Genomic DNA, 25,147 nt, shown 5'->3' on the forward strand with positions numbered 1-25,147 from the left:
GCGCGATGTCCTGCACCCCGCCCCTAACGGTTTCACGACCGCCGTCCATTCCGGGCGGGCGCGGCCCCCGCCCCAGGGGGGGGCGTGCGCCCGCCCCCATTTTTTTCGTTTCGTTCTGGGAGTTTCGCGTGTCCGATAACCTGCCGGTGCCGGCCGAACCTTCGGGTTGGGTGCCGGACATTCCAGCCGTCATCGCGGAAATCCGCCCGCTCCTACCCCCCGAACGGTCCGCCGCACTCGAACGCCACTACGAATCAATCCTGGACGAACTCCCCGACGCGGCCCCGGTCCCCGTCGATCCGCCCCCGACCGCCGACACTGCGGCCGGGGGCGTGAGGCGGCCGATCATCCCGGCGAGCCTCAACCGAGACCAGCTCGCCGCGACCGCCCGGCACACCGGGGCCCGGTGGGCGCACGTGGCCGCGTACCACGCCGTGCGCACCCCTTGGTACGGCGTGCTCGTCGCCGGGGCCGCTGTGCTCGGCACGGGCCGGTTACTGGGCCGGCTCGTCCGGTGGTGGTCGGTCGCGGAGTCCGCCCCCCTACGCCGGGCGGCCGTGGAGACAGGCGACTCGGCGACGTGGCTACGGCTGGACCGTGAGGCCCGCACCGGCCGACGCTCTCGTACCGTCCTGGTGCTCGTCGCCGGCGGCACCGGGCTGACCGCGCTCGCGATCCTGACGGGCGCGCTGGCCCACCTGCCGTGGCCCGCGTCCGCGCTCGCCGTCATGGTCGCCGTGGGCGTCCTGGCACGGGCCGGACGCCCGTCGGGACGGCCCCTGATCGCGCCCGCGATCGTCACCCCCCGCTTCCGCAAACTCAACGCCGACATCGTGTTGCGCGCCTACTACGCGGCACGGCTCGGCGCGGACAAAGACGACCAACGGATCACGTTCGGTACGCCCATGGCCCGCGACGGCGACGGTTCCCGCGTCTCGGTCGATCTTCCCTACGGCCGGGGTTTTACCGACGCGGTGAAAGCCCATGGCGCTATCGCGTCCGGGCTCGACGTCGCGGTCACACAGGTCTTCCTCACACGCGATCCCACGTCCCACAGACGACACACGCTATGGGTCGCCGACCGTGACCCGCTGGCGATTCCCGCCGGACGGACCCCGCTCCTACGCGGGCATCCGACCGACATTTGGACACCAGCCCCGTTCGGGTTGGACGAACGCGCCCGCCCCGTCGGTATCGACCTTATGTGGAACTCGATTCTTGTCGGTGCCCAACCGAGGCAGGGAAAGACGTTCGCGCTCCGTTCCCTCGGTCTGTTCGCCGCGCTCGACCCCTACGTGCGGATCACTGTTGCGGACGGGGGCGGAAAGCCCGACTGGCGGAAATTCGAGGCCATCGCCGACCGGGCCGTGTTCGGGCTGGCACCTACCCGCGAAGGTGACCCGACCGAAATCCTCATCGACACGTTGCGGGAGATCCGCGCGGACGTCCAAGCACGCTACCTCGCACTGTCCGACCTCCCGCCCGACGTGGTACCGGAGGGGAAACTCACCCGCGAGATCGCCCGAAACCCGAAATACAACATGCCCGTGCGGATACTCCTGCTCGACGAGTTCCAGGAGTTCTTCGCGACCGGCAACCAGACCGCCGACGCTGAAATCGCGACGCTACTTGTCTACCTGATCCGGGTAGCCCCGGCGGCCGGGGTCATCATCGGCAGCGCCACCCAACGACCGTCGGGAATCGGGTCCGGCGACGTCGCGAAGAAGTTCACCGACTACCGCGACAACCACCTGATCCGCTTCTCACTGCGCACCGGATCCTGGCAGGTCTCCGATCTGGTCCTCGGCGCGGGCGCATTCAGCGAAGGACTCGACTCCTCGGTACTCGCGGCCGAACACAAAGGCGCGGGAATTCTACGCGGCGCGAGCGACGCCAACCCGACCGTGCGAACGTTCCTCGCGGACGCGGAAGACGCGGCGCACATTCTCACAATCGGCCGCAAACTCCGCGAACAACTCGGAACACTGTCCGGGCAGGCGGCCGGACAGATCGCCCAACGGGAACCGCGAGACGTACTCGCCGACGCGCTGTCGGTGTTCGCCACCGATAGCGCGCCGGGGCTGCACTGGCCCGATCTCGCGGCCCGGTTGGCCACTGCCTATCCGGAGCACTACCGCGACGCCACCGCCGACGCGATCAGCGCACAACTGCGCGCCCTCGGGGTCCCCAGCGTCGATGTCCGCCGTGACGGCCAGGTCCGCAAAGGTGCCCGCGTGGACGCCCTACGCGACGCGCACCGGGCGCGCGTCGACGTGTAGCGGCAGGCGGGGGGTGTAGCGGCAGCGCTACACCCCCCGCTACACCCCACACCCCGCCTGACCAGCACGTCTCGCCCGGTGTAGCGGGTAGCGGCCCCGGCTCCGAACGGCCCAAAACCCGCCCCAGAGCCCGTTTCCGGCCCGGCCCGGCCGCTACCCGCTACACCCCAGACCCCGGCTACGACCGGGAGAGAAGGCAGACCGGCGTGACCACCCCCGCGCAGCGCCCGCCCGACGCCCCGACCAGTCGCGGACCCCAACCGGACACGCCCACGGCAGCGTCCCCCCGCCCGGCCGACGCCCCGGACATTCTCAGCGCCGAGCCAGCCAACGAGGACACCGACGAGTTCAAGCGCTGGATCGCCGAAACCCTCGCCGAAGCGCCACCCGTCCCCCCGGCAGCACGCGCCCTCATCGCCGGGATCCTCACCCGGAACACATCGCCACACCGACCCCCGACCTAGATCACCCAGAGTGCTAACTTTTGTTAGCGGTGCGCAAGCGCTGGTCAGCGCGCTAGTACCAGCCACAGGAGGTGGCGACGCGACACAGCAGAGCACAAAATTCGGAGGTCATCGTCGCGTGTGCATCCCGGGAGTGGTACCGATCGTTCTCGTGTACGGCCGGGCCCTGCTGGACAGCTCCCCGGAGGGCCGCACCGCCTACCTGGAGGCGGACGTGCGCCGACCGGCGGACATCGTGACCAGCCCCGTCCTGGCAGAGACCCTCGACCTGACCAGGCCGGTAGCGCTCTCGCTCATCGCCGTCCTGCATTTCGTCCCCGACGCCGCGGATCCGGCCACGATCGTGCGCCAGCTGGTCGACGCGTTGCCGGCCGGCAGTTACCTGGTGACCAGCCACGGCACCGGCGACATCGCTCCGGAGGAGACCCAGCGGGTCGTGGACGTCTACAACCAGCGGGGAATTCCGTTCCAGACCCGAAGCCGGGCGGAACTCGAGGCGCTGGTCCCGGCCGGAATGGAGATCGTCGAGCCGGGAACGGCGGTGCTGCACCGCTGGCGGCCGGACACCGATCCCGACGAGTACGCCGACGCCGACGTCAGCGCGTACGGCCTGATCGCCCGCAAGCGCTGAGAGACGCAGGCCCGAAGACCGACCATCAGGCGCGGGACCGGCTAACCGATGTTCTTCAGGGCCTCGCGACGAGAAAGCGGCGACAGGGCGTCGCCGCGCGCGGTGACGAAGCGGCGGACCTCGGCCGGGTCCGTCCAGGCATACTGGCGCAGCGCCCAGCCGATCGCCTTGCGGATGAAGAAGTCCCGGTCGTCGAGGTTGGCGTCGATGCAGGCGTAGAGCAGCTCCAGGTCGGTCGCGGCCTTGAACGACAGCTGGCAGATGATCGACGTCCGGCGCCGCCAGAGGTCGCCGTCGCGGCTCCAGGCCAGCATCACGGGACGGATCACGGCGGGTTCGGCGGCGAGCAGCGGCCCGACCCGGCGAGAGGCGATCTCGTCCACGTAGTCCCACCACGCGCCGGCCGTGATCATCTCCTCGTACATACCCAGCGTGGTGGATCGCTGGTAGGCGCGGTAGGCACGGTGACCGGTCAGGTCAATGGCCGCATACCGCTCCTCCCGATACTCCGCCTGCCGCCACAGCGCGAGGACCGTGGCCCGCCAGTCGGCCGGGTCCGTAAGTGTCCAAGCGGTGAAAACGGGGCGAAGCGCGCGTTCCCGGATCGGCTTCGGCACGCCGAGGTACGGCATCGCCGACTTCATGTACGCCCGCATACCCGGCGCCTTCGCCTGATCGGCCGCGGCGGCGAGCGCCGTCCGGACCGCCGTCACCAGACCGTCGTCGACTGCCCCGTCGGCCATTTCGTCAACCGTCGTCTCCACAGCCGAGATGCTGCCCGCTCCCGGCCGGCAGGCCGTTCGCGGGGGTTGGGGGCTCGCCGGTAGCCGCTCCGGGCCTGGCCGCGCCCAGCCGACGGCCGGCAGGACACTCGTCACTCTTGGCCTTCCAACCGCCGACCGGCCGAATGCATGTGTAAAACTGCACTTGATCCGGATACAACCGTCGATGCTCCGTTGTTTCGATGGTTGCCAGACGTTGAGCGGGAGTTCTGTTGAGAGGGATCGCCGAGTTCGCCGTCCGTCGCCGATGGTTTGTCGTCGCCGGTTGGGTTCTCTTCGTCGTCGCAGTGCAGGGTATCGCCGGTGCGATGGGCGGGGCATCATACAAGGACACGTTCAGCCTGCCGCACACCGAGACCGCAGCAGTGGCGAACCTGCTGAAGGACGCGGGCCTGAACAACCAGAACGGCGCCTCGGGCACGGTCGTCCTCAAGGACCGGGCCGGAGCGTTCAACGCGGCACCCGCGCAGCTGCAGCCGGCCCTGATCAAGCTTTGTGGTTCAGGCAATCGTGTGGCTTTGATCGCGACGCCGTGGCAGTCGATCGACTGCTCGAAGGGCGCCGCGGTCGGTCCGGGAAGCCCGACCCTGCTCAACCACTCCCGCGGCTCCAACACGGCACTGGTCAGCATCACCTGGGAAAATGACCACTACGACGCCGCCCAGTTCAAGGGCGTCTACGACGAGCTGAAGACCCTGGGCAGCGGCCAGCTGCAGGTCGAGTTCACCGGTGACGCCTTCAACGGCATCGGCCAGAGCGCCGGTTCGGGCAGCTCGATCCTCATCGGCTTCCTCGCCGCGCTCATCATCCTGGCGATCGTCTTCCGTACCGTCGCCGCCACGGTGCTGCCACTGGCCAGCGCGGTGGTCGCACTGGTGAGCGGCCTCGGCGCGATCTACATCCTCAGCCACGCCATCAATGTGTCAAATATCACGCCATTCCTGGCTGAGTTGATGGTGATCGGCGTCGGGGTCGACTACGCGCTGTTCATCGTCACGCGGCATCGCCGCAACCTGCGGCGCGGAATGCCCGTGTCCGAGTCCATCGTGAATGCGATCAACACCTCCGGCCGTGCTGTGCTGTTCGCCGGCTCGACCGTGTGCATCGCGATCCTCGGTCTCATCGCGCTCGGCGTGAGCTTCTTCAACGGCATGGCAGTGGCAACCGCACTCGCGGTCGGGTTCACCATGGTCGCCTCGCTCACGCTGCTACCCGCGTTGCTCAGCCTGTTCGGGCTGAAGGTGCTGCCCAGGAAGCACCGGGCGGCCGCGCGCGCCGGCCAGTTCCTCGACGACAAGCCGGTGGGCTTCTGGGCCCGTTGGTCGCAGTTCGTCGCCCGCAACCGCATCGCCGTCGCGGTCGTCGCCGGCGCGGTGATGGTCGTCATCGCGCTGCCGTTCTTCTCGATCAACCTGGGCGCGAGCGACCAGGGCAGCGACCCGAAGGGCTCCACCACCCGGACCGGCTACGACCTGATCGCCGGCGATTTCGGCGTCGGCTACAACTCCACCCTGGAAGCCGTCGTGAGCGGCCCGGGCGCCTCGGACAAGGCCTACCTGGAGCGGGTCTCCAAGACGCTGGCTGCCGTGCCGGGAGTCGACCAAGGCAGTCTGGGCACGAGCCAGCTGACCAAGGGCGTCGCGTTCGTGACCTTCAAGACGACGACGTCACCGCAGTCGGAGAAGACCTACACGCTGGTCCGGCACCTGCGTTCGAGCGTGCTCCCGCCGCTGTACGACGGCACGGGCAACCGGATCTACGCGTACGGCGGCACGGCCGTGAACGTCGACTTCGCCACGGTGCTCGGGCGCAAGATGCCGCTGTTCATCACGGTCGTGGTCGGCCTGTCCTTCATCCTGCTGCTGCTCGCCTTCCGGAGCCTGGTCATCCCGGCGACCGCCGCCGTGATGAACCTGCTGGCCGCGGCCGGTTCCTTCGGCGTGGTGGTGGCGATCTTCCAGTTCGGCTGGCTCTCCGACAGCATGGGCGCCGGGCCAGGCGGGCCGATCGACGCCTGGATGCCGGTCATGCTGTTCGCGATCCTGTTCGGCCTGTCGATGGACTACCAGGTGTTCCTGGTCAGTCGCATGCACGAGGAATGGGTCCACACCCGCGACAACAGGCGTTCGGTGACGATCGGCCAGGGTGAGACCGGCGGCATCATCACCGCCGCCGCCCTGATCATGATCGCGGTTTTCCTGGGCTTCCTGCTGAGCCCAGGCCGGCCGATCAAGATGTTCGGCACCGGTCTCGCCTCGGCGGTGTTCCTCGACGCGTTCATCCTGCGGACGGCGCTCGTGCCGGCGCTGATGAACATCTTCGGCAGGTCCAACTGGTATCTCCCCCGGTGGCTCGACCGGATCACTCCGCAGTTCTCGGTGGAGCCGGCCGACGCGGCGGTCGCCTTGCCGTCGCAGGCCGGACCGGCTGACCGTGACCGGCCGGAGGACGAACGGGAACTCACCCGAACCGCGCGTTAGAAGGTCACCCGTACGAGGTAAGTGAGCTGCCAGCGAGTCCGGCAGCCGTGATGCGCGGTCGGTGCCACAGGCGGGCGCCGGCCGCGCATCGCTGTCAGTGCCCCCGGCCGCGGAGCGACGCTCCGTGGCTGGACGCCTACTCCGCTTGGCCGAGCACCTTCTTCTCGACCGCGTCCGACGCCAGGACCGTTCCGAGGATGCCGAGGTCCGCGCCGGCGCCGTGGGCGACCTCACGGACGACATTGACGTCCTTGAGCATCAGGGCGCCGATGCGCCCGGCTACGGCCTCGACCGAGCCGCCACCGGCGACGACGCTCAGACCGCGGCTGGCGCCGCTGCCGTGTTGCAGCGCCGCCAGGATCGCCGGCTCGTCGATGCCGAGTGAGCCCGCTAGACGCACGGCGTCGACGGCGAGCCCGACCTGGGCGACGAACAGGGCGTTGTTGACGAGCTTGACCCGCTGGCCGTTGCCGAGGCCGCCGACGAACATGACGGGCGCGGCGTAGGTGTCGAGCAACGCGCGAGTCCGGTCGAGCAACGCCTCGTCGCCGCCGACCCAGAGGGTGAGCCGCCCGGCGGCGATGTCGTGCGGACCGCCTGACAGGGCGGCGTCGAGTACCCCGACCCCACGCAGCGCCGCGGCGTCCGCGAGCAGCCCGGCGGTGGCGGGATGAGACGTCGTGTGCTGGACCAGCGTCGCGCCCGGCTTCATTGCGGCGAGGACACCCTCCGGCCCGAGGCAGACCGAACGAACCTGCTCGTCGGTCAACACGACGACGAACACGACGTCGGCCTCCTGGACCGTCTCCGCCAGTGTCGCGGCCCAGGTCAGCCCATCCGCCTGCGCCGCCGCCCTGGCCTCCGGGCGGCGCGCCAGGACCGTCACCTCATGGCCCGCGGCCCGCAGCCGGTCGACGATCGGGCGGCCCATCCGGCCCGCCCCGACAAATCCGATCTTCACTCGTCCTCCAGACGGATGCTGCCCGACGACAGGTTCACGGTTGCGTCCGAAGTGCGTTCGACGCCAACGGTGGGCAGCGGTGGCGGTGCGAGCATCTCGCGGTGTTCCGGGGTGCCGTCGAGGTTGGCGTTGACCCGCTCGCGGATCCGCCAGCCGCCGGTGGTGCGGACCCAGCGCCAGGTGTTCGCGGAGACGCGGGCCACCCAGAACCGGTCGGCCTCGGCGTCCCAGCGGATGTTGAGCGCGTAGCTGCGACCGGTCGCCTCGTCGCCGTCGACCACGATGTGCGGCACCGTGAGCACGTGGCCGCAGCCGTTGCGGATGAGGCTTTGATGACCACCGTTGACCATGTCGACGATGTCGGCGCGGCCCCGCATCCGCAGCTGCGGAACGGCGTCGAAGGTGCCGTCCTCGGTCCACAGCGCCGCCGCGGCCTGGGCCGACCCGCTGTCGACGGCGGGCCCGTACTGGGCGACCAGCTGCATGATCTCGACCTGGTCCTCCAGCGTGCGGACCCTGGTCGCGAGCTTCTCGACCACTTCCCGAAGGTCGTCGACCTCACTCATGCGGTAGTCCTTCCCTGGGCTGAGGGCGTGACGATGATGCGCACGGGTCCGTTGGCATCGCGCGCCGCGGCGAGCCCGTCGGCGACCTCGTCGAGCCCAATGGTCCGGCCCAGCAGCGGGGTGACGTCCAGGCTGCCCGAGCAGACCGCCTCGAACGCCTCGTCCCAGTGATCCATCGACGGGCCGCCGCCGAACTGGATGTTCAGCCCCTTGCGCTTCGCGGTCAGCGTGTGCAGGTGGTCGCCTTCCGGTGGGCCGCCGACGGAGTAGATCCGGGTGCCGCGCTCGCAGCCCTTGATGATCGAGTCCAGGACCCCGGGAATTCCGACGCACTCGAAGACGACGCAGCCCGGCAGTCCGGCGAGCGCCATCAGCTCCCGCATCGACTCGGCCGACCCATAGGCGACGTCCCGCCACGCCTGGAACGGCGAGATCTCGGCGGGATCGACGACCACGTCGGCTCCCATCGCCAGCGCGGTCGCCCGCCGCGACGCCACGAAGTCGACCGCGACGATCGGACCGACGCCCAGGCGCCGCAGCTGCGCGATCGCGGACAGCGCGATCGCGCCGCAGCCGATGACGAGCGGTACCTCGCTGGTCGTCACTTGGGCTCGGGAGGCAGCCGACCAGCCGACCGAGATCGCGTCGGCGACGCACACGACCTCACTCGGCAGGTCCGACGCCACGACCCTGGTGATCGCCTCGGTGATCAGGAAGTACTCGCCGAACCCACCGGGTGACTCCGGATTCTGTCCGATGATCTTACGGCCGGTGGGGGTGGCGAGGACCGGCAGCGAGCTGACCCGCGTGCCGACCGGGATTCGCCGCGCGGTGTCGGGGCCGTAGTCGACGACCTCGGCGCAGTACTCGTGGCCCATCACGATGTCGACGTCCGGGTCGTAGGTCGACATCCCGCTGTCGTCGTCCACGCCGGCGTCCAGATGGTCCATGAAGTGGAGGTCCGACGCGCAGATCCCGCACGCCAGCGACCGGACGAGCAGCTGCCCCGGCCCCGGCACCGGATCCGCTACGACGCGCGCCTCGACCGTCCCTCCCCGCAGCACAGCAGCCCGCATCAGCCTCTCCCTCACGCTCGCGTGCAGGACACCTTCCCGTCCCGCGACTGTAGCCACGGCACCCGAGTTATAGAAGACATCGTCCTGGAATTTTATAGAAGACCATGACCTGAAAAGTCGCGGCGGCGATGGCGAGTGAGACTCCGGGCCTTACGATCGTGAACATGGCAGAGCCCGCCCGCCGCCCGGGTCGACCGCGCGACACGAGCATCGACGAACGGGCGCTGGCGGCGACGCGCGAGCTGCTCGTCGAGCGGGGCTTCGAGGCGACGACGATCCAGGCCGTCGCCGCGCGCTCCGGCGTGCACGCCTCCGCCATCTACCGTCGCTGGAGCTCGCGGATCGAGCTGATCGAGGAAGCCACCTTCCCCGGTTTCAGCCCGCTGGCCGTCCAGCCGACCGGAGACCTCCGCCGCGACCTGCGCCGCTTCGTGCGCGCCTACGCCGCCGCCTTCGACGCCCCCGCGGCCCGCGCGGCCGGCGCCGGCCTGATCGCGCACCACCAGACCACCAACCAGCCGAACCCGCCCGAGCTCTACCTGCGAGTCTCCACCCGGCCCCAGTTCCAGGACATCCTGCGCGCCGCGCCACCCGGGAGCATCGACCCGGACATCGATCCCGACGACGTCTTCGACATGCTTCTCGGCGCCATCCTCGCCCGCACGGTGCTGTCCACCGTGACCACCCGCCTGCGCCCCCTCGAACGCACCGTCGAGATGATCCTGCGCCTTCTGCAGCCCCAGACCAGCAGCTGCGCCTCGGCTTGACCTTGACCCTGCGTCAGGGCTCCACCATGGCGGCATGGCAGCTACCACTCCCGCGATCGAGGTCGTCGGACTGACCAAGTCCTACGGCGACCACACCGTGTTGGCCGGCCTCGACCTGACCGTCCCGCAGGGCTCCGTCTACGCGCTCCTCGGGCCCAACGGCGCCGGCAAGACGACCACCGTCAACATCCTGTCGACCTTGCTGGCTCCCGGTGACGGCGAGATCCGCGTCGCCGGCTTCGACGTACGACGCGAGGCGGCCGGGGTGCGCGCCGCGATCGGTGTCACCGGGCAGTTCTCCGCGATCGACGAGCTGCTGACCGGCCGGGAGAACCTCCGGCTGATGGCCGACCTGGCGCACCTGGACCGGACGACCGCGGCGACCGCCGTGACCGCGATGCTGGCGCGCTTCGACCTCGTGGACGCCGCCGACCGACGGGCGCAGACCTACTCGGGCGGCATGAAGCGGCGGCTGGACCTCGCGATGACGCTCATCGCCCGGCCCCGGCTGATCTTCCTGGACGAGCCCACGGCGGGCCTCGACCCGCGTAGCCGTCGCGACCTCTGGGCGATCGTGCGCGAGCAGGTCGCCGACGGCGTGACGGTGCTGCTGACGACCCAGTACCTCGACGAGGCCGACCAGCTGGCCGACCGGATCGGGGTGCTCGACGGCGGCCGGCTGGTCGCTGAGGGCACGGCCGCCGAGCTGAAGCGGCGGGTACCCGGCGGGCACGTAACGGTGCAGTTCACCGACGCTGCAGGGTTGGCCACGGCCGCGGCGGCGTACCCGCGGGCCATCTCGAACGTCCCGGCGCTCACCCTCCAGGTGCCGAGCGACGGCAGCGTCGCCGCGCTGCGCCAGGTGCTCGACGGCCTCGACGACGACCGCGTCGTCGGTCTGACGGTCGAGTCCGCCGACCTCGACGACGTCTTTCTCGCACTCACCGGCCACGCGGCGCAGGCGCCCGTGGCGCAGGAGGTCTCCGCATGAGCACCACCTACACCGTCCGCGACTCGGCGACGATGCTGCGGCGCAACCTGCTACACATCCGCCGCTACCCGTCGCTGTCGATCATGCTGGTCGCGCAGCCGATCCTGTTCCTCCTGCTGTTCGTGTACGTGTTCGGCGGGACCCTGGGCGCCGGCCTGCCGGGCCACCAGGGCGGCGGAGACCGCGGCGACTACCTGGTCTTCATCACGCCCGGCATCCTGATCATGACCGTCGCCAGCGTCGCGCTCGGCACCGCGATCTCGACCGCGACCGACATGACCACCGGGATCATCTCCCGGTTCCGCACCATGAACATCGCCCGCGCGTCGGTGCTCACGGGCCACGTGCTGGGTGCCGTCCTCAAGACCGCCTTCGCCGTGGTGGTGGTGACGGCATTCGCGTTCCTGCTCGGGTTCCGCTCCAGCGCCAGTGCGCTCGACTGGCTCGGCGCCGTCGGACTGCTGGTCCTGATCGCGTTCTCACTGACCTGGCTGACGGTCGGCATGGGCCTGGCAGCGGACAGCGTCGAGACGGCCAGCAACACCCCGCTGTTCCTGGTGATGCTGCCGTTCATCAGCAGCGGTTTCGTGCCGACCGACGCGATGCCGGTCGGGCTGCGCCAGTTCGCCCAGCATCAGCCGTTCACACCGATGATCAACACTCTGCGCGCGCTCGTCACCGGCACTCCGACGGACGCCGACCTGTGGCTCGCGATCGGATGGTGCGCCTTGATCGCGCTGCTCGGGTACCTCTGGTCGCGTCGGCTGTTCCTGCGCGTGCCCGCGAAGTAGGAGACTGGCTCGGTGCTCACGATCAGCCAGCTGGCGTCGTACGCCGACGTCACCGTGCGCGCGGTGCGGCACTACCACGCCAAGGGTCTGCTGCCGGAGCCGGAGCGCGACCGCTCCGGCTACCGGCGCTACGACGCCCACGCCGTCGTCGAGCTCATCAAGATCCGTACGCTCGCCGAGGCCGGCGTCCCGCTCGCCCGGGTCCGCGAGCTGCTCTCCGCGGGCGACGAGGAGTTCAAGGCCGCCGTCGCCGACATCGACCGACGCCTGCGCGCGGAGATCAGGGAGCGACAGCGCCACCGCGAGCGGATCGCGCAGCTGGCGGCCGGCGACAGCCTGGCCCTGCCGCCGGAGGCCGTCGCCTACCTCGGCCGCTTACGGGAGCTCGGACTGCCGGAACTGATGATCGGAGGCGAGCGGGACTCCTGGATCCTGGTGGCCGCTCAGCTCCCGGAGCACATGCCGCTCTACATGAAGCTCAAACAGCAGCAGCTCGACGACCCGGCGACGCTCCAGCTCTACCGCGACCTCGCCGAGATGATCCACTGGGAGGTGAACGACCCCCGGGTGGCAGCCGTGGGTGACCAACTCGTCGCCGCCATCGAGGCCGACGCCGAGGGCTGGGACGACTACGACGCGATCATGCCCGACGATCTCGCGCAGCTCCTCGACTCGGTCTTTCTCGACTCGGTCCCGATCGCCCGCCGGCTGCTGGAGCGACTCGAGGAACGCGGCTGGCGCGGCTGGAGCAAACTCGAGCGGATCCCACCGCCGTAGTCGCCCGTCTCGATCCCCGGCGCGGTCGGCTCCCACCGGCGTCGTGACCTGAGCTCGCGGCGCGCCACCGACCGGCCGGCAGCAGCGCGACCGCACTCCTCCTGTCACCGGGTGTCACATCCGTGATACAGACCTTCGGTCAGGAGGCGGAGGAGGCGAGCCGTTTCGTCGGGGTTCCCTTCGGCGGCGATGGCCACGCCGTTGGTGAGGCGGAGCAACTCCCCCACGGTCAGGTCGGGACGAATGACGGCGTTCTCCTGAGCGTGGGCGAGAAGCGTCGCGGCCGCGGCCTGCATGCCCTTGCAGGAGGCGGAGAGTTCCGTCTCCGGGTCGCGCAGGACGGTCATGACCGAGGCGGCGAGGCCGCGGTACGTGGTCATGTGAGTGATGAAGGAACGCAGCCACGTGATCAGCGCGGCCCGTGGATCCCGGTCGGCGAGAAGTCGCTCGGCGGTCGCCCGAAGGTCGTCGTAGCGGTCGGTGAGCAACGCCTCGACGAGGTCCTCTCTGGTCGGGAAGTGCCGGTAGAGCGTCGCGTTGCCGATGCCGGCGTACCGGGCGACGTCGTCGAGCGCCGCGTTCGTCCCTTCCTTGGCGAACACCTCCGCCGCGGCCGTGAGCAGGCGCTCGTAGTTGCGCCGGGCGTCGGCACGCATCGGCCGATCGCTGGTCATGGCCCTCCTCCGATCCCGGCTCCAGCCGCGCTTGCCTAAGCGGGGAGTCTCCCCGTATCGTCCCCCACGATAACCAGGGAGATCCCCCACTTATGGGAGTCTAGATGTCCAGCTCCGCGCAGGCCCTTCCCCGGGCGGCCGAGGACGCGCGACCGACCGAGCGGCCCGGCGTCGCGCTGGCGATCATCGTCTCGTGTCAGCTCATGCTGATCGTGGACGCCTCGATCGTGAACGTGGCACTGCCCAGCATCCAGCGCGGCCTGCACTTCTCCCCCATCGGCCTGGCCTGGGTACCAAGCCTGTACACGCTTGTCTTCGGCGGGCTGTTGCTGGCCGGCGGCCGGATGGGTGACGTTCTTGGCCGGCGGCGGATGCTCGTCGCCGGCATCGCGCTGTTCACCGTCGCCTCGCTCGCGGGCGGGTTCGCCACCTCCAGCGGATGGCTGCTGACGACCCGGGCGTTCCAGGGTGCGGGCGCCGCGCTCGCCGCGCCCGGGACGCTGTCCCTGATCGCCGCCACCTTCCCGCCGGGACAGGCGCGCAACCGAGCACTCGGCGCCTTCTCCGCGGCGGCCGGCGCGGGCGTCACCATCGGGTACGTTCTCGGCGGCGTACTGACCGCCGAGCTGTCCTGGCGGTGGGTGATGTTCATCAACGTCCCGTTCGGGACCGCGATCCTCTTTCTCGCCCCACGATTCATCGCCGAGCCCGAGCGGCATCCCGGCCGCATCGACGTGCTCGGGGCGTGCACCGCAACCCTCGGTCTGGGCGCGCTCACCTACGCCTTCATCCGCGTCGCCGACACCGGATGGACAAACAGCCAGGCGCTCGGCGCGTTCGTCGCCGCCGCCGTGCTCCTCGCGGCCTTCCTCGGATGGCAGAGCCGCACCACACATCCGATCATGCCGCTGCGGCTGTTCACCGACCGCAACCGGGCGATCGGCCTCGCGAACATGTTCCTGCTCGGCGCCGCGTTGGCCGGCACGATCTACTTCCTCAGCCAGCTCCTCCAGGAGGCGCTCGGCATGGGCCCACTTCGCGCGGGCCTGGCCGTGCTCCCGATGGCGCTCACCCAGATCGCGAGCTCCCGCGCCGCGCCACGCCTCGTGTCGCGCATCGGCCCCAAGCCCAGCACGGTCACCGGCACCGTACTGATCGCCGCGGCCATGGCCTGGCTCAGTCGGATCTCCACCGAAAGCGGTTACGTCTCCGGCATCCTGGGACCGATGCTGCTGTTCGGCATCGGCATCGGCCTGTGCTTCATGCCGCTCAACATGATGATTCTCTCGGACGTGCCCCGCGAGGACTCCGGCGCCGCCTCGGGCCTGCTCCAGACCACGCAGCGGACCGGAAGCTCGGTAGGCGTCGCCGTCCTCGTCACCGCCTTCGGTGTCGCCTCACGGCACGCCGCCGCGCACCCCGCCACCGACGACAACTCCCGCCGCGCCCTCATCCATGGGATCGCCGCGGGATTCACCCTGGCCACGCTCTTCTGCGCCTGCGCGCTTCTCCTCGCCCTGGCCATCGTCCAGCCGCCACGGCGGTCCAGCGACACGTCAACCGGCGTCCGCTCGCGTTGATGCCGAGTCCGGTGAGCGTCAGGAGCTCGCGCGGCTGGGCTCGTACCGCAGAGCGACCGCCCCCGACCGGAACTCCTGGCGTCCGACGAGCTTCAGCTCGAGCCGCTCGCTCAACCCGGCGAACAACGTCGGCCCATGGCCCGCCACGATGGGCATCACGACGAACTCGTACTCGTCGATCAGTCCCAGATCGGCCAGGGCCAGCGGGAGGGTCACGCCTCCCACGAACAGGCCGCTGCCAGGCTCCTGCTTGAGCTGCGCGACGGCTTTCCCCAGATCACCCCGTACGAGTTCCGCGTTCCAGTCAACCCGGTCCAGCGTGCTCGACACGACGTACTTCTTCGCCGCGTCGATCGTCTGGGCGAAGGGGATCATCCAATCAGCCATCCAGTCAGGCCACGTTCCCGTCGCCGGCCGCCGCCACGCCTCCTCCATCATCTCGTAGGTCACCCGGCCGAAAAGAAGGGAATCTGCACGCTCCAGGCTCGCGGCCCAATAGCGATGCGACTCCTCGTCCGCGTTCCCCACCCGGTGGTCACAGCAGCCGTCGAGGGTGACGTTGATCGAATATCGAAGCGGTCTCATAGGTTGCTCACCCTCGCAGCGGTCGCAGACACCTGGCAGACCATAGTCAAGACCGCCGCCGCCACCGTTTCTCATCGGTCCCCCTCGACACGAGGACGGCGCCATAGACCAGCGAGCCGTCAGCCCTTCGAGAGCTGACGCGACATCCGCCCAGCAGGATGTGAGCGTTCTAGATCAACGGAGGCATGATCACCCACCTGGTGACTGGCCCACCAGTTCCCCTGCGCATCCGGTGATCAAGGACGTCCCACACTCCCACGGGGACTCCTTGATCACTCGTTGCGCAGGCAAAACGGTGTTCGCTACCCCAATTTGTCCGCTTTATCTCTGCGCAGTTCTTGATCATGGTGCTGCGGCTTGGCCAGCTCGCCTGATGATCGGCGTCTGCGCAGGCAAGTCGGCGCCTCGGATCAGCCGGGACGGCGGCAGTCAGTCCATATCCAGGGCGGCGCCCGGCGGCGCCACGTTCAAGATCAGCCAGTCTTGACGATCAATACGCGCGAGGCGCCGGCTCCGACACCTACCCGCTCAGGACCTACGCAGCGCGCGGAGGTATGAGTTCAGATACTTTGTCCGACATCGCCCGACAGTGCGACCTGAGGGTGTGAGCGCGCGGCCCGCCATGGACGCGGAGGGTGAGGGGCGATGACTCTGACGGTGCGCGTACGGCCGAACAGGTTATATCTGCTGATCATGGTGATGGGCGTGGTCGCCTTGGCGTGGAGTGTGGTGCAGGGCGGCCCGCTCGGCGTGGTGGGGGCGGCGTCCAGCGGCCTGGTGCTGGCCATACTCTCCTACCCGGTCCTGGTCAGCACGGTGTTTCGCGTACCGGTCATCGTGATCGGCGACGGTGGAATTCGCCTGCCGTTGATGGGCGTGAACCTGCCCTGGGAGGGGGTGTCCTCGACCGCGGTCGGAGCGCATCCGCGCCGCCTGGAGATCCCCCCGCTCCTGATCTTCCCCGTTGACACCGAGCACACCCTGAGGCAGGTCCGTCCGTGGCTGCGCCGGGAAGCACGGGGCGACATCGCCAGGTACGGCTCGCCGATCGCCCTTCTCGACCTGTCCCTCGACCACTCGGTCGATGACATCGCGGCCGCCATCGCACTCCGCCTCCACCCGGGAGCCGGGCGGTAACCGCCGCAGGTGATCAGGAGTGCCTCCTGCGGCCAGGTTCGCCCGGCCCCCGAGCGCCCGTTCCCGGTCAGGCGCCGAAGCAGGCCGCGGCGATCGCGGTCTTGTCCAGGGTCCAGCCGGCGACCAGACCGGCGTTCACGCGGGTGGCTGTCAGCACCGAGGTCGCCGGGTTGTAGGCGGTGTTCGCGCCGTCGCGGTTCAGTCCCGCCCAGTCACCCGGGTCCTGGGCCGCCTGCGCGGGTCCGGCGCCGCCTCCCACCAGGGCCGCAGCAAGCGCGGCCTCGCAGTGGACCCCGGTGTTCCGGGTCTTACCGGCGCAGGCCGCGACTCCCACGCCGCCGAACTTTCCCGGCTCGCTGTCGCTGTACCAGCAGGCGTTCCAGAGCTGGTCCGGCGAGATCGAGGTGGACGGCCTGTGGACGTCGGCGCCGGCGACCCCGGCCGAGGTCGTCACGCTGGCCAACTGGGCCCACGCCAACGGCTGGCGGATCCGGCCGCGGGGCGCCCGGCTGAACTGGTCACCGCTCGTCGTGCCCGACGGCACCCCCACCAACGTCCTGATCGTGGACACCACCGCCCACCTGACCGCGATCACGGTGCACGGCGGATCGCCGGCGTCCGTGACCGCGCAGCCCGGTGCCACGATGGATGCCCTGATGGCGGCGCTGGAACCGGCCGGTTACGGGTTGAACGCCGCCCCCGCGATCGGTGAGAACACCGTGGGCGGAGTGCTCGCCGTCGGCGCACGCGGCACCGGGGTCCTGGCCACCGGCGAGACCGCGCCCGCCGGGCAGACCTTCGGCTCGCTCAGCAACCTGATCGTCTCGCTGACCGCCGTGGTCTGGAACGCCACTCAGAACGCATACGTCCTTCAGACCTTCCAACGCACAGACCCGCAGATCCAGGCGTTGCTGGTGCATCTCGGCCGAGCCTTCGTCACCGAGGTGACGCTGCGGGTCGGCCCCAACAAACGGCTGCGCTGCCAGAGCTGGTTCAACATCGCCGCCAGCACGCTGTACGCGCCGCCGGCGACGGCCGGCCCACAGTCGTTCTCCAGCTTCGTGAACTCCAGCGGCCGGGTCGTGTCCATCTGGTTCCCGTTCACGGCCAACCCGTGGCTGCGGGTCTGGACGGTGAGCCCGACCAAGCCGGCGTTGTCCCGGCAGGTCAGCAGCCCGTACAACTACCCGTTCAACGACATCATCCCGCAGCAGATATCCGATCTGCTGACCCAGATCACCCTGGGAGACGTCGCGCAGACGCCGACGATGATGCAGACCCAGATCAGCCTCATCGGCGCCGGGCTGATCTCCACCGCGAGCTGGGACATCTGGGGCTGGTCCAAGAACCTGCTGTCGTACGTGAAGTCAAGCACGCTGCGGATCACGACCACCTGCTACGCGATTCACACCAACCGGTCGAACATCCAGCGGGTCGTCGCCGAGTTCTTCACCTGTTACAACGCCAGACTCACCGAGTACCAGAGCCGCGGCCAGTACCCGATGAACGGACCGGTGGAGATCCGGGTCACGGGGCTGGACAGCCTGACCGATGTGCAGGTGAACGGAGCCCAGCCGGCGGTGCTGTCGACACTGCGGCCGCGGCCCGACCACCCGGAATGGGACACCGTGGTCTGGGTGGACATCGTCAGCCTGCCCAACAGCCCATACCAGGACCAGTTCTACGGCGACCTGGAATCCTGGCTGAAGACCAACTACAGCGGCAGCTACGCCACCGTGCGCCCGGAATGGTCCAAGCGGTTCGGGCACACTTCGGCCGGCCCCTGGACCGATCCGACGATGATCGGCACGACCATCCCGGACATCTACCGGGCCGGCGTGCCGACCAGTTCCAACTGGGACTCCGCCCGGGCCACCCTGACCGCGCTCGACCCGTCCGGCGTCTTCAGCAGCGCCTTCCTCGACGCCCTGCTACCCAGCTGACCTAGCTCAGCCTCAGCGCTGGCTCAGGCGGCGGTGGTGACGAAGGAGGCGTCGGTGACGGCGACGGTGGTGAGCGGGCTGGTCTCATCGCCGACCAGGACGGTCCAGCGTCTGGTGGTCCGGTCGATGCCGCCGGTGGACGATCCCTGGGGCGCCCAGACGATGCCGTGCGAGCCACAGGAGTAGTAGCCGACATAGTCCGGATGCTGCCGCGGGGATCCCCAAGCGCCGCCGTCACGGAGCCGGCAGTGATCACCATTGGCCAGGCGCAGGCCGAGCGGGACGGGATCCTTGGGCGCGGAGACCTTGGCGACGAGCGCCTGAGCCGTCAGGGCGGTGAGGACGGACGAGTACGGGTCGCGCAGGCAGAGCATCTGGCGAGCCTGGGCTGTCGGCCAGCAGGCGTCGGCTTCGGCGGCGCTCGGCGAGCAGCTGTAGATGTCTCCACTGACGGCGGCAGGCGAGGCGTCTGCCTGGCTGGTGTCGCCGCAGTCGATCGGGGCGTTCGGATCATCGTCGCCGCGGTCGACGGACCAGCCACTGGTCGCGTCGCCTCGCTGGTCGACCGGGGCCAGGTTGACCACCCGAGTGGCCACCGCGGCTGCGCCCGAATGTGCCTCGGTGGGTGTCGCCGCAGCCGGACCTGTCGTCGCGGCGGCCGCCGCTGGCGTCGTCGTGGCCGCCTGGCCTCCTGGCAGCCCGCCGCTGGCGCAGCTCGCGAGCACCGTCACCGCCGCCGCCGCGAGGACGGCTGACCATGCGCGGATGCGTCGACCTGTTCTGCCTACCGACACGTCCGCCTCCCGGCCGGTTCCCGTCGCTTCCTCGCGTCAATCGCCGCAAGAACCGTAGTCGCCGGCCATCCTTTCCGTTCCCGCGATGTCCGATGAGCGACGGCCGCGTGCGACGCTCATCGCTCGGGCCGGGGGCGCTCGCGATACCGCCCGCGCGACATCGGAGATGTCGATCGGCGCACGGTCGACGCCGTCTCACCTCGGCGGCGCGGCAGCGACTGATTCCGGCACACGCCGTCCGCGGAACGGAGCGGCACCGGACTACGTGAGCGGCCGACAGGGGGCGCCGTCGGATGGCCTAGCCCTGCGCACCTGCCCGTCCCGCGACCTGAAGGTCGAACCCCAGAGATCACGAACGGCGATGGGCGGATGCGTAGGGTGTGAGTGCAGTGATCTATGCCGCCTGGCGTGTGGAGCGTGACGATCGATGGCTCGCCGGTTCCAGACCGCTGGTCCGTGCCGCGCCGGGACCGACTACATGGTTCCGGCGGTGGCTCGGCTACCGGAGGTCCCCGACCTGGTGGAGCAGGAAGGCTACTTCGTCGTCCACGCTCCCCGGCAGACCGGCAAGACCACCACGCTGACCGCGCTCGCCGACGAACTGACCGCCAAGGGCCGCTATGCCGCGTTGCTGTTCTCCTGCGAGGCAGGACGCGCCGCCCGCGACGACTACGGCGCGGCGACCCGCGACATTCTCGCGCGCCTGCGGGCGGCCGCGGACACGGCTCTGCCGCAGGACCTGCGCCCGCCGCCGTGGCCCGAGGCGTCCGAAGGCACACTTCTCGCCGCCGGCCTGTCGGCGTGGGCACGGGCCTGCCCTCGACCGCTGGTGCTGTTCTTCGACGAGATCGACGCACTGAGCGGGCAAAGCCTGATCAGTGTCCTCAGCCAGCTCCGGGACGGCTACCGCGACCGCCCCACCAGCTTCCCCGCTTCCATCGCCCTCTGCGGCCTCCGCGACGTCCGCGACTATAAGGCGGCCTCAGGCGGCGACCCGTCGCGCCTGGGAACGTCCAGCCCGTTCAACATCAAGCTGGAATCCCTGCGGCTGGGAGACTTCACCGCCGACGAGGTCGCCCACCTGTACGGGCAACACACCGCCGACACTGGACAGGAGTTCACCTCTGCGGCCGTGGCTCGAGCGTTCGAGCTGACCGCGGGACAACCCTGGCTGGTCAACGCCCTGGCTCGCGAGATCGTCGTGAAACTGGAGATCCCGGCCTCGCAACCGATCACCGTTGACCATGTGGAACAGGCAAAGGAACGGCTGGTCCTTGCCCGGGCAACGCACCTTGACTCGCTGGCGGCACGTCTGGCCGAACCGCGGGTCCGCCGCATCGTGCAGCCCCTGCTGGCCGGCGACCTGGTCCAGCTAGACCCCTACGACGACGATCTCGCCTACACCCGCGACCTCGGCCTGATCGCCACGAGCAACCCGGTCCGGATCGCCAACCCCATCTACCGAGAGGTCATCGTCCGCGTTCTGACCACCCAGGTAGAAGCCAACATCGCCACAGACCCCCGCGGCTTCGTCCTGCCGGACGGTCGTCTCGACGTCGCACTACTGCTACGGGAGTTCGCCGAGTTCTGGATCGAGCATGGCGATGTGCTCACCACAACCGAGCACTACCACGAGGTTGCCCCACAGCTCGTCCTCATGGGATTCCTCCAGCGCGTCGTGAATGGCGGCGGCTACGTGGACCGGGAATACGGCGTCGGCCGCGGCAGGATCGATCTGCTCATCCGTCGGCCCTACACCGACGACAACGGCAAACACCGCTGGCAGCGCGAAGCCCTCGAACTCAAGGTCTGGCATCCCGACAAGGCCAACCCGCTACGCCAGGGCCTCACCCAACTCGACCACTACCTCGGCCGCCTCGGCCTCGACACCGGCACCCTCATCATCTTCGACCGCCGCCCGGACGCCCCCGACCTGAGCGAACGCACCCAGTTCGACACCGCCACCACCCCAACCGGCCGCACAGTCACTGTCCTGCGAGCCTGACTCGAGAGCCAGGGTCGCGCTGCCCGCTGCTTGGCGGCCGCGTCAGCTGGTTCGGCGGTAGCGGATGTGGGTGGTCAGCGGTGAGTGAAGCGCCTCCGCGGGCTCGAAGCCGAAGGACTCAATCCCGTCGAAGATGCGCTCACCTGAACCGAGCAGGACGGGCGCGATGTCGAGGGTGAGCTCGTCGATCACGCCGACGGCCAACGCCTGGCGAACGGTGGAAGCCCCTCCGGCGATGTCCACGCCTTTGCCCCCGGCGGCCTCACGCGCCGCAGAGTAGGCCGCCTCGAAGCCGTCGGTGACGAAGTGGAACGTCGTCCCCCCGTCCAGCTGGATCGGATCGTGGCGGTGATGGGTCAGCACGAAAACCGGCGCGTGATAGGGCGGTTCGGGGCCCCACCAGCCAGACCAGTCCTCGTCCCAGTCGCCGCGGATCGGGCCGAACATGTTCCGCCCCATCACATACGCACCCCGGGGGCGCATGAGCCACTCGGTCGCGGTCTTGTCGGCGTCGTTGGCGCGCGGGTCGCCCATGTGCCAGCCGTGCAGCTCCCGACCCCGCTTCCCCAGCGGGTCCTCCCTGCTCTGATCCGGCCCGGCGACGAAGCCGTCCAGCGAGATCGACATGTGGCAGGTGGTATCCGACACCATGAGCCCCCAAGTGGCTGCGACTTCCAAGCAGACGTCCGGACGATAGCGCTCGGGCTGCGGGATCACCGCCGCGGGCGAAAAGGCATAACCTCCTTCACCGTGACAGAACGCCCAGATAGTTTGGGCCCGGTCCAGGGTCGGCCGAGCGTGATCCCGCTGGACATCTACTGGGGGCGACAGGCGGCGATCGAGCTCTACCCGGACCGGCTGCGGCTCCGGCTGCCGTTCTACCTCGGCGCGAGGCGCATCGAGATCGGCCTCCACCAAGTCGTCGCGGTGCCGGTGTACCCGACCGCCGAAAGGCCACGGTTCCCGGACTGGGCGGCCTACCCCCAGATCGCTGAGGACGGCCTCCTGATCCCCTACCTGGCGACCAGGATCTGCAGCTTTCCGCAGGGTGGCATCGACCCCGGGCCACCCACACTCATGCTGGCTTTCGCCAGGCCGGTCCGACTGCCACGCCTGCGCTTGCACACCGGGGACAGTCCGACGATCCTGCCCCCGCCGCTCGGCTCCATCGCGTCGCGTGCCCGCGACGGCGTCACCATCGACGGCGCCTTCCTGCGCGCCGTCCCCCAGGCGGAGGCTCTGCGGCGACTGAGCGCCGGCGGGGTGAGCGTCGGCGGCGACTGGCGCACCTGGCAACGCTCCCACCCGCGCGACGATACCGCTATCCAACGCAACCGCGTGGCCGCCGAGGAGCACTACTACGACGTGACCGGCAACCTCATTCTCGTGTGGGTTCTCCTCCTCGTTCTGGGCGCCGTCGCCATCATCATCGGCGTCAACCTCAACTGACCGCGGATGGGACCTGAGGAGAGCCCGCTGATGACGAAGCTCCTGGCAGGTGGGGCTCGTTCGAGGTCGTGAGCCTGCCCGCCAGGAGCTTCGCCGTTATGCGGTAGCGGACTTTCAGCAGGGGAAGGTGCCGCTGTAGAGGGCGTGTCCGGAGGAGGATGTGCCGGCGCCGAAGCCGTAGATGCCGTCGTCGGACCAGACCGCCTCGCGGAAACCGCTGACGCAGGTCGCGGTCGGCGCGAGCGCGAAGCCCTCAAGGTTGTCGATCGGCATGACGGCCGGGTTCGTGTAGGTCACGTCCGGGACGATCGCACCGCTGGCATTGACCTTCAGGAGGGTGTGCGTCTCGCCGCAGGTGTTGTCGCAGGTCGCGATGACACGCTGCGTTCCGGCGTCGAACAGCACGTCCATCACGGAGGCCTCGCCGGTCGCCACCGTGCCGAACGTGGTGAACGTGCCGTCGGAGTTCAGTCCGTACACGTGCAGTGTGCCGTCCCACTCGAGGCCGGCGAAGAACAGGCCCGAACCGTGCAGCGGGTAGTTCGCCGGGTTGTACGCGGCGCCGGTGAGCGGGTCCTTCCAGCCGTTTGTGGTCAGCCAGCTGTCCGGCACGTAGCCGACGCCCTCGAAGCCGAGGTTGGCGTCGTCCTTGTTGCCGGTGTTGAGCTGCGGGAACTGCGAGGTCATGTCCCACTGATTCAGCGGCGTCAGCGTCGAACCGGCAGCCGCCGGGTCGAACTCCATGATCGTGTCCTTGGGGACCGTGTTCGCGGCGTTGTCACGCTCGGACGTCACGTAGACGTGGCCGTTCGCGCCGACCGTCAGGCCCTCGGTGTCCGGCTGGCCGGAGCCGCCCAGGAAGTGCAGCTGCTTTCCGGTCGCGCTCCACGACGGGTCCGGAATCCACTTTCCGCTGCTCTTGACCAGCTTGAACAGCCAGTTCTTGTTCTTGGCCGCCCACAGCACGGAGGGGTTCGCCGAGTCGAACGCCAGCCCGCTCAGGTCGCGGCCCTCGGGGCCGGTCGACGTGGTGAACGCGCAGACGTTGTCGGCGATCGTGACGTCGAGGCCACCCGGCCAGGCCAGGGTGCCCGCCGGGTTGGATCCCGTGCCGGTGGGGGCTTCGGGGGTGCAGCCACTGGTGAGCGCGCCGCCGCCGCCCAGCAGCTGACCCGTACCGCCACCGGTACCACCGCCGGAGCCCGTGCAGGAGTTCGCGCCGCCGAGCGTCGCGGTCGTGGCGGTCTGGAACCAGCCTGAACCGTTCGCGCAGCGCTCATCGGACGGCTTCGCGCCGTCGGTCGCCCAGGTCACCGAGTCGATCGTGTTGCCGCTGCTGTCCAACAGGAACACCGAATCGTTGTCACCCAGGCCGATGGTCGAGTTGAACGTGGCGTAGCCGCCCGCGGGAATGCTGGTCGCGCTCGGCGAGGAGGACGAGATCGTCGCCGCGGAGTGGCTGGTGTCGCCGTCGACGTACTTCCACGACCCGACGCTGACGGCGCTCGTTCCACCGTTGAAAAGCTCCACGGTGTCGGAACCGTTCGAGGTGACCTCGTTGATCCGCACCCGGCTCGCCGCCGGGATGGACGAGGGGCAGCCGGCCGCGTTCGCGGCACCGAACGTGGCCGCCGTCGTCGTGGTCACCCACGCACCGGTGCCATCGCCGCCGCAGCGCGCCATCGCCGGCTTCGCCTTGTCGGTGGCCCACTCGACCCGGTCGACCACCGTGCCGCCGGACGTGTAGATCACCAGCTTGTCCGCGTCGCCGAGCCCCTTGGGCGAGTTGAACGTGACGAAGCCGCCGGCCGGGATCGTGCTGGCCGAGGGGCTGAACGACTGCGCCGAGAAGCTGTCGTCGGACATCTTCCAGCCACTGATACTCACCGAGGCCGAACCGGCGTTGTACAGCTCGACCGTGTCGTTGTTCGACGAGGTGACCTCGTTGATCCGGACGTTCTGATAACCGGCCGGGTCCGCGGCGGCCGCTGGCTGCGCGGCGAGCACCCCGGCGACGGCGAATCCCGAAAGGGTCAATACCCCGGCGCACACCGAGGCGACGCTGACACGCGGGCGAAAAATAGGCACGGGGCCGCACTCTGGCGGCAGAACCTCGGCGGCGGCATGTACTCCAGCGGAACGTCACCTACTGGCCACGGGAACGCCACGCGTACGTCAACCAATCGCGGCGGCGCCACGGCCGCAGGCGTTGGAAGGCCCCGTGCCTGCCCTCGCACGAGAGCGGCGTGCCCATCGAAAGCCGCCGGTCCGCCGCGACCGACGAAAAAGGACCTGCCCATACGACCGCCTGGCCTTGTCAAGATCGCAGGCACACCCGCTAGTGGCGTGTCTCTGAAGTGTGTTGACGGTTGGCTTTCGTGAGGATCTGGTCGGCGGTCTTGGTCCAGGTGAAGG

Annotated in this window: 22 protein-coding genes and 1 pseudogene; 13 read left to right on the forward strand and 10 right to left on the reverse strand. The window is 69.4% G+C overall.

The features are described 5' to 3' along the window. Positions 1-128: 128 nt before the first annotated feature. From I6A60_RS34810 to I6A60_RS34820, 3 genes are all read left to right on the forward strand, one after another. Complete coding sequence (locus I6A60_RS34810) at positions 129-2,279, forward strand: cell division protein FtsK (protein WP_203024427.1); 2,151 nt, start codon at positions 129-131, stop codon at positions 2,277-2,279. 206 nt (positions 2,280-2,485) lie between these two features. Continuing rightward, positions 2,486-2,743 carry a hypothetical protein gene (locus I6A60_RS34815; protein WP_203024428.1) on the forward strand — a complete coding sequence of 86 codons (258 nt, stop codon included), beginning with the start codon at positions 2,486-2,488 and terminating at the stop codon, positions 2,741-2,743. Between the two features lie 118 nt (positions 2,744-2,861). Next, positions 2,862-3,374 carry an SAM-dependent methyltransferase gene (locus tag I6A60_RS34820; protein ID WP_307874016.1) on the forward strand — a complete coding sequence of 171 codons (513 nt, stop codon included), beginning with the start codon at positions 2,862-2,864 and terminating at the stop codon, positions 3,372-3,374. 41 nt (positions 3,375-3,415) lie between these two features. Here the strand turns inward: I6A60_RS34820 and I6A60_RS34825 are convergent, their stop codons facing one another. Next, the gene (locus I6A60_RS34825; RefSeq protein WP_203024446.1) at positions 3,416-4,117 is read right to left on the reverse strand and encodes a DNA alkylation repair protein; all 702 of its coding nucleotides are present in this window, start codon (positions 4,115-4,117) and stop codon (positions 3,416-3,418) included. Between the two features lie 251 nt (positions 4,118-4,368). Between I6A60_RS34825 and I6A60_RS34830 the strand changes: the two genes are divergently transcribed. Next, positions 4,369-6,636, forward strand: a complete 2,268-nt coding sequence (locus I6A60_RS34830; RefSeq protein ID WP_203024429.1) for an efflux RND transporter permease subunit — start codon at positions 4,369-4,371, stop codon at positions 6,634-6,636. 136 nt (positions 6,637-6,772) lie between these two features. Here I6A60_RS34830 and I6A60_RS34835 read toward each other — a convergent pair. The 3 genes and pseudogenes from I6A60_RS34835 to I6A60_RS34845 all read right to left on the reverse strand — a co-directional run. Further along, positions 6,773-7,624: pseudogene (locus tag I6A60_RS34835) on the reverse strand (NAD(P)-dependent oxidoreductase); the annotation flags it as partial. Beyond that, positions 7,594-8,163, reverse strand: a complete 570-nt coding sequence (locus I6A60_RS42290; RefSeq protein WP_203024431.1) for a nuclear transport factor 2 family protein — start codon at positions 8,161-8,163, stop codon at positions 7,594-7,596. The gene I6A60_RS42290 and the pseudogene I6A60_RS34835, both read right to left, overlap by 31 nt. Beyond that, positions 8,160-9,239 (reverse strand): zinc-binding dehydrogenase, encoded by a 1,080-nt coding sequence (locus tag I6A60_RS34845; RefSeq protein WP_203042690.1) that lies wholly within the window; start codon positions 9,237-9,239, stop codon positions 8,160-8,162. The genes I6A60_RS42290 and I6A60_RS34845 overlap by 4 nt, the downstream gene beginning before the upstream one ends. 164 nt (positions 9,240-9,403) lie before the next feature. On the opposite strand from I6A60_RS34845, the gene I6A60_RS34850 reads away from it, so the two are divergent. Genes I6A60_RS34850 through I6A60_RS34865 form a run of 4 tightly spaced genes read left to right on the forward strand, consistent with a single transcriptional unit; the run spans position 9,404 to position 12,565 of the window. Further along, entirely contained in the window at positions 9,404-10,006 is a 603-nt protein-coding gene (locus tag I6A60_RS34850; protein ID WP_203024433.1) for a helix-turn-helix domain-containing protein, read from the forward strand. Between the two features lie 34 nt (positions 10,007-10,040). Further along, complete coding sequence (locus I6A60_RS34855; RefSeq protein WP_203024434.1) at positions 10,041-10,997, forward strand: ABC transporter ATP-binding protein; 957 nt, start codon at positions 10,041-10,043, stop codon at positions 10,995-10,997. Further along, on the forward strand, positions 10,994-11,788 hold the full coding sequence (locus I6A60_RS34860; RefSeq protein WP_203024435.1) for an ABC transporter permease: 795 nt from the start codon (positions 10,994-10,996) through the stop codon (positions 11,786-11,788). Before I6A60_RS34855 ends, I6A60_RS34860 begins: the two co-directional genes overlap by 4 nt. Before the next feature lie 12 nt (positions 11,789-11,800). Further along, the gene (locus tag I6A60_RS34865) at positions 11,801-12,565 is read left to right on the forward strand and encodes a MerR family transcriptional regulator (protein WP_203024436.1); all 765 of its coding nucleotides are present in this window, start codon (positions 11,801-11,803) and stop codon (positions 12,563-12,565) included. Positions 12,566-12,669: 104 nt separating this feature from the next. Here I6A60_RS34865 and I6A60_RS34870 read toward each other — a convergent pair whose 3' ends face one another. Beyond that, positions 12,670-13,239 carry a TetR/AcrR family transcriptional regulator gene (locus I6A60_RS34870; protein ID WP_203024437.1) on the reverse strand — a complete coding sequence of 190 codons (570 nt, stop codon included), beginning with the start codon at positions 13,237-13,239 and terminating at the stop codon, positions 12,670-12,672. Between the two features lie 104 nt (positions 13,240-13,343). Between I6A60_RS34870 and I6A60_RS34875 the strand changes: the two genes are divergently transcribed. Then, entirely contained in the window at positions 13,344-14,819 is a 1,476-nt protein-coding gene (locus tag I6A60_RS34875) for an MFS transporter (protein ID WP_203024438.1), read from the forward strand. A gap of 18 nt (positions 14,820-14,837) precedes the next feature. Here I6A60_RS34875 and I6A60_RS34880 read toward each other — a convergent pair whose 3' ends face one another. After that, positions 14,838-15,404 (reverse strand): dihydrofolate reductase family protein, encoded by a 567-nt coding sequence (locus I6A60_RS34880; protein WP_203024439.1) that lies wholly within the window; start codon positions 15,402-15,404, stop codon positions 14,838-14,840. 645 nt (positions 15,405-16,049) lie between these two features. Here I6A60_RS34880 and I6A60_RS34885 point away from each other — a divergent pair. Continuing rightward, a complete protein-coding gene (locus I6A60_RS34885) occupies positions 16,050-16,541 on the forward strand; it encodes a hypothetical protein (RefSeq protein WP_203024440.1) in 492 nt (163 codons plus the stop codon). A gap of 67 nt (positions 16,542-16,608) precedes the next feature. Here I6A60_RS34885 and I6A60_RS34890 read toward each other — a convergent pair whose 3' ends face one another. Continuing rightward, entirely contained in the window at positions 16,609-16,800 is a 192-nt protein-coding gene (locus I6A60_RS34890) for a hypothetical protein (RefSeq protein WP_203024449.1), read from the reverse strand. Positions 16,801-16,837: 37 nt separating this feature from the next. On the opposite strand from I6A60_RS34890, the gene I6A60_RS34895 reads away from it, so the two are divergent. Beyond that, on the forward strand, positions 16,838-18,484 hold the full coding sequence (locus tag I6A60_RS34895) for a cholesterol oxidase substrate-binding domain-containing protein (protein WP_307874017.1): 1,647 nt from the start codon (positions 16,838-16,840) through the stop codon (positions 18,482-18,484). Positions 18,485-18,507: 23 nt separating this feature from the next. Here I6A60_RS34895 and I6A60_RS34900 read toward each other — a convergent pair whose 3' ends face one another. Next, a complete protein-coding gene (locus I6A60_RS34900) occupies positions 18,508-19,278 on the reverse strand; it encodes a hypothetical protein (RefSeq protein WP_307874018.1) in 771 nt (256 codons plus the stop codon). A 427-nt stretch (positions 19,279-19,705) separates the two neighbouring features. Between I6A60_RS34900 and I6A60_RS34905 the strand changes: the two genes are divergently transcribed. Next, positions 19,706-21,283: an ATP-binding protein gene (locus I6A60_RS34905; protein WP_203024442.1), complete on the forward strand. Its 1,578-nt coding sequence runs from the start codon at positions 19,706-19,708 to the stop codon at positions 21,281-21,283. Positions 21,284-21,325: 42 nt separating this feature from the next. On the opposite strand, the gene I6A60_RS34910 is transcribed toward I6A60_RS34905, so the two are convergent. After that, entirely contained in the window at positions 21,326-21,931 is a 606-nt protein-coding gene (locus I6A60_RS34910) for a dihydrofolate reductase family protein (RefSeq protein ID WP_203024448.1), read from the reverse strand. A 150-nt stretch (positions 21,932-22,081) separates the two neighbouring features. Here I6A60_RS34910 and I6A60_RS34915 point away from each other — a divergent pair, with 150 nt between their 5' ends. Continuing rightward, on the forward strand, positions 22,082-22,732 hold the full coding sequence (locus I6A60_RS34915; protein ID WP_203024443.1) for a hypothetical protein: 651 nt from the start codon (positions 22,082-22,084) through the stop codon (positions 22,730-22,732). 114 nt (positions 22,733-22,846) lie between these two features. On the opposite strand, the gene I6A60_RS34920 is transcribed toward I6A60_RS34915, so the two are convergent. After that, a complete protein-coding gene (locus I6A60_RS34920; protein WP_238436879.1) occupies positions 22,847-24,769 on the reverse strand; it encodes a lamin tail domain-containing protein in 1,923 nt (640 codons plus the stop codon). Between the last annotated feature and the right edge of the window lie 378 nt (positions 24,770-25,147).

Source organism: Frankia sp. AgB1.9 (assembly GCF_016786355.1).
Lineage (GTDB): Bacteria > Actinomycetota > Actinomycetes > Frankiales > Frankiaceae > Pseudofrankia.

Excerpts from the sequence above, each read along its gene's own strand:
- I6A60_RS34825 (WP_203024446.1), bottom strand. The coding sequence starts at position 4,117 with ATGGCCGACGGGGCAGTCGACGACGGTCTGGTGACGGCGGTCCGGACG.
- I6A60_RS42290 (WP_203024431.1), bottom strand. The coding sequence starts at position 8,163 with ATGAGTGAGGTCGACGACCTTCGGGAAGTGGTCGAGAAGCTCGCGACC.
- I6A60_RS34845 (WP_203042690.1), bottom strand. The coding sequence starts at position 9,239 with ATGCGGGCTGCTGTGCTGCGGGGAGGGACGGTCGAGGCGCGCGTCGTA.
- I6A60_RS34850 (WP_203024433.1), top strand. The coding sequence starts at position 9,404 with ATGGCAGAGCCCGCCCGCCGCCCGGGTCGACCGCGCGACACGAGCATC.
- I6A60_RS34855 (WP_203024434.1), top strand. The coding sequence starts at position 10,041 with ATGGCAGCTACCACTCCCGCGATCGAGGTCGTCGGACTGACCAAGTCC.
- I6A60_RS34860 (WP_203024435.1), top strand. The coding sequence starts at position 10,994 with ATGAGCACCACCTACACCGTCCGCGACTCGGCGACGATGCTGCGGCGC.
- I6A60_RS34870 (WP_203024437.1), bottom strand. The coding sequence starts at position 13,239 with ATGACCAGCGATCGGCCGATGCGTGCCGACGCCCGGCGCAACTACGAG.
- I6A60_RS34875 (WP_203024438.1), top strand. The coding sequence starts at position 13,344 with ATGTCCAGCTCCGCGCAGGCCCTTCCCCGGGCGGCCGAGGACGCGCGA.
- I6A60_RS34880 (WP_203024439.1), bottom strand. The coding sequence starts at position 15,404 with ATGAGACCGCTTCGATATTCGATCAACGTCACCCTCGACGGCTGCTGT.
- I6A60_RS34885 (WP_203024440.1), top strand. The coding sequence starts at position 16,050 with ATGACTCTGACGGTGCGCGTACGGCCGAACAGGTTATATCTGCTGATC.
- I6A60_RS34905 (WP_203024442.1), top strand. The coding sequence starts at position 19,706 with ATGGCTCGCCGGTTCCAGACCGCTGGTCCGTGCCGCGCCGGGACCGAC.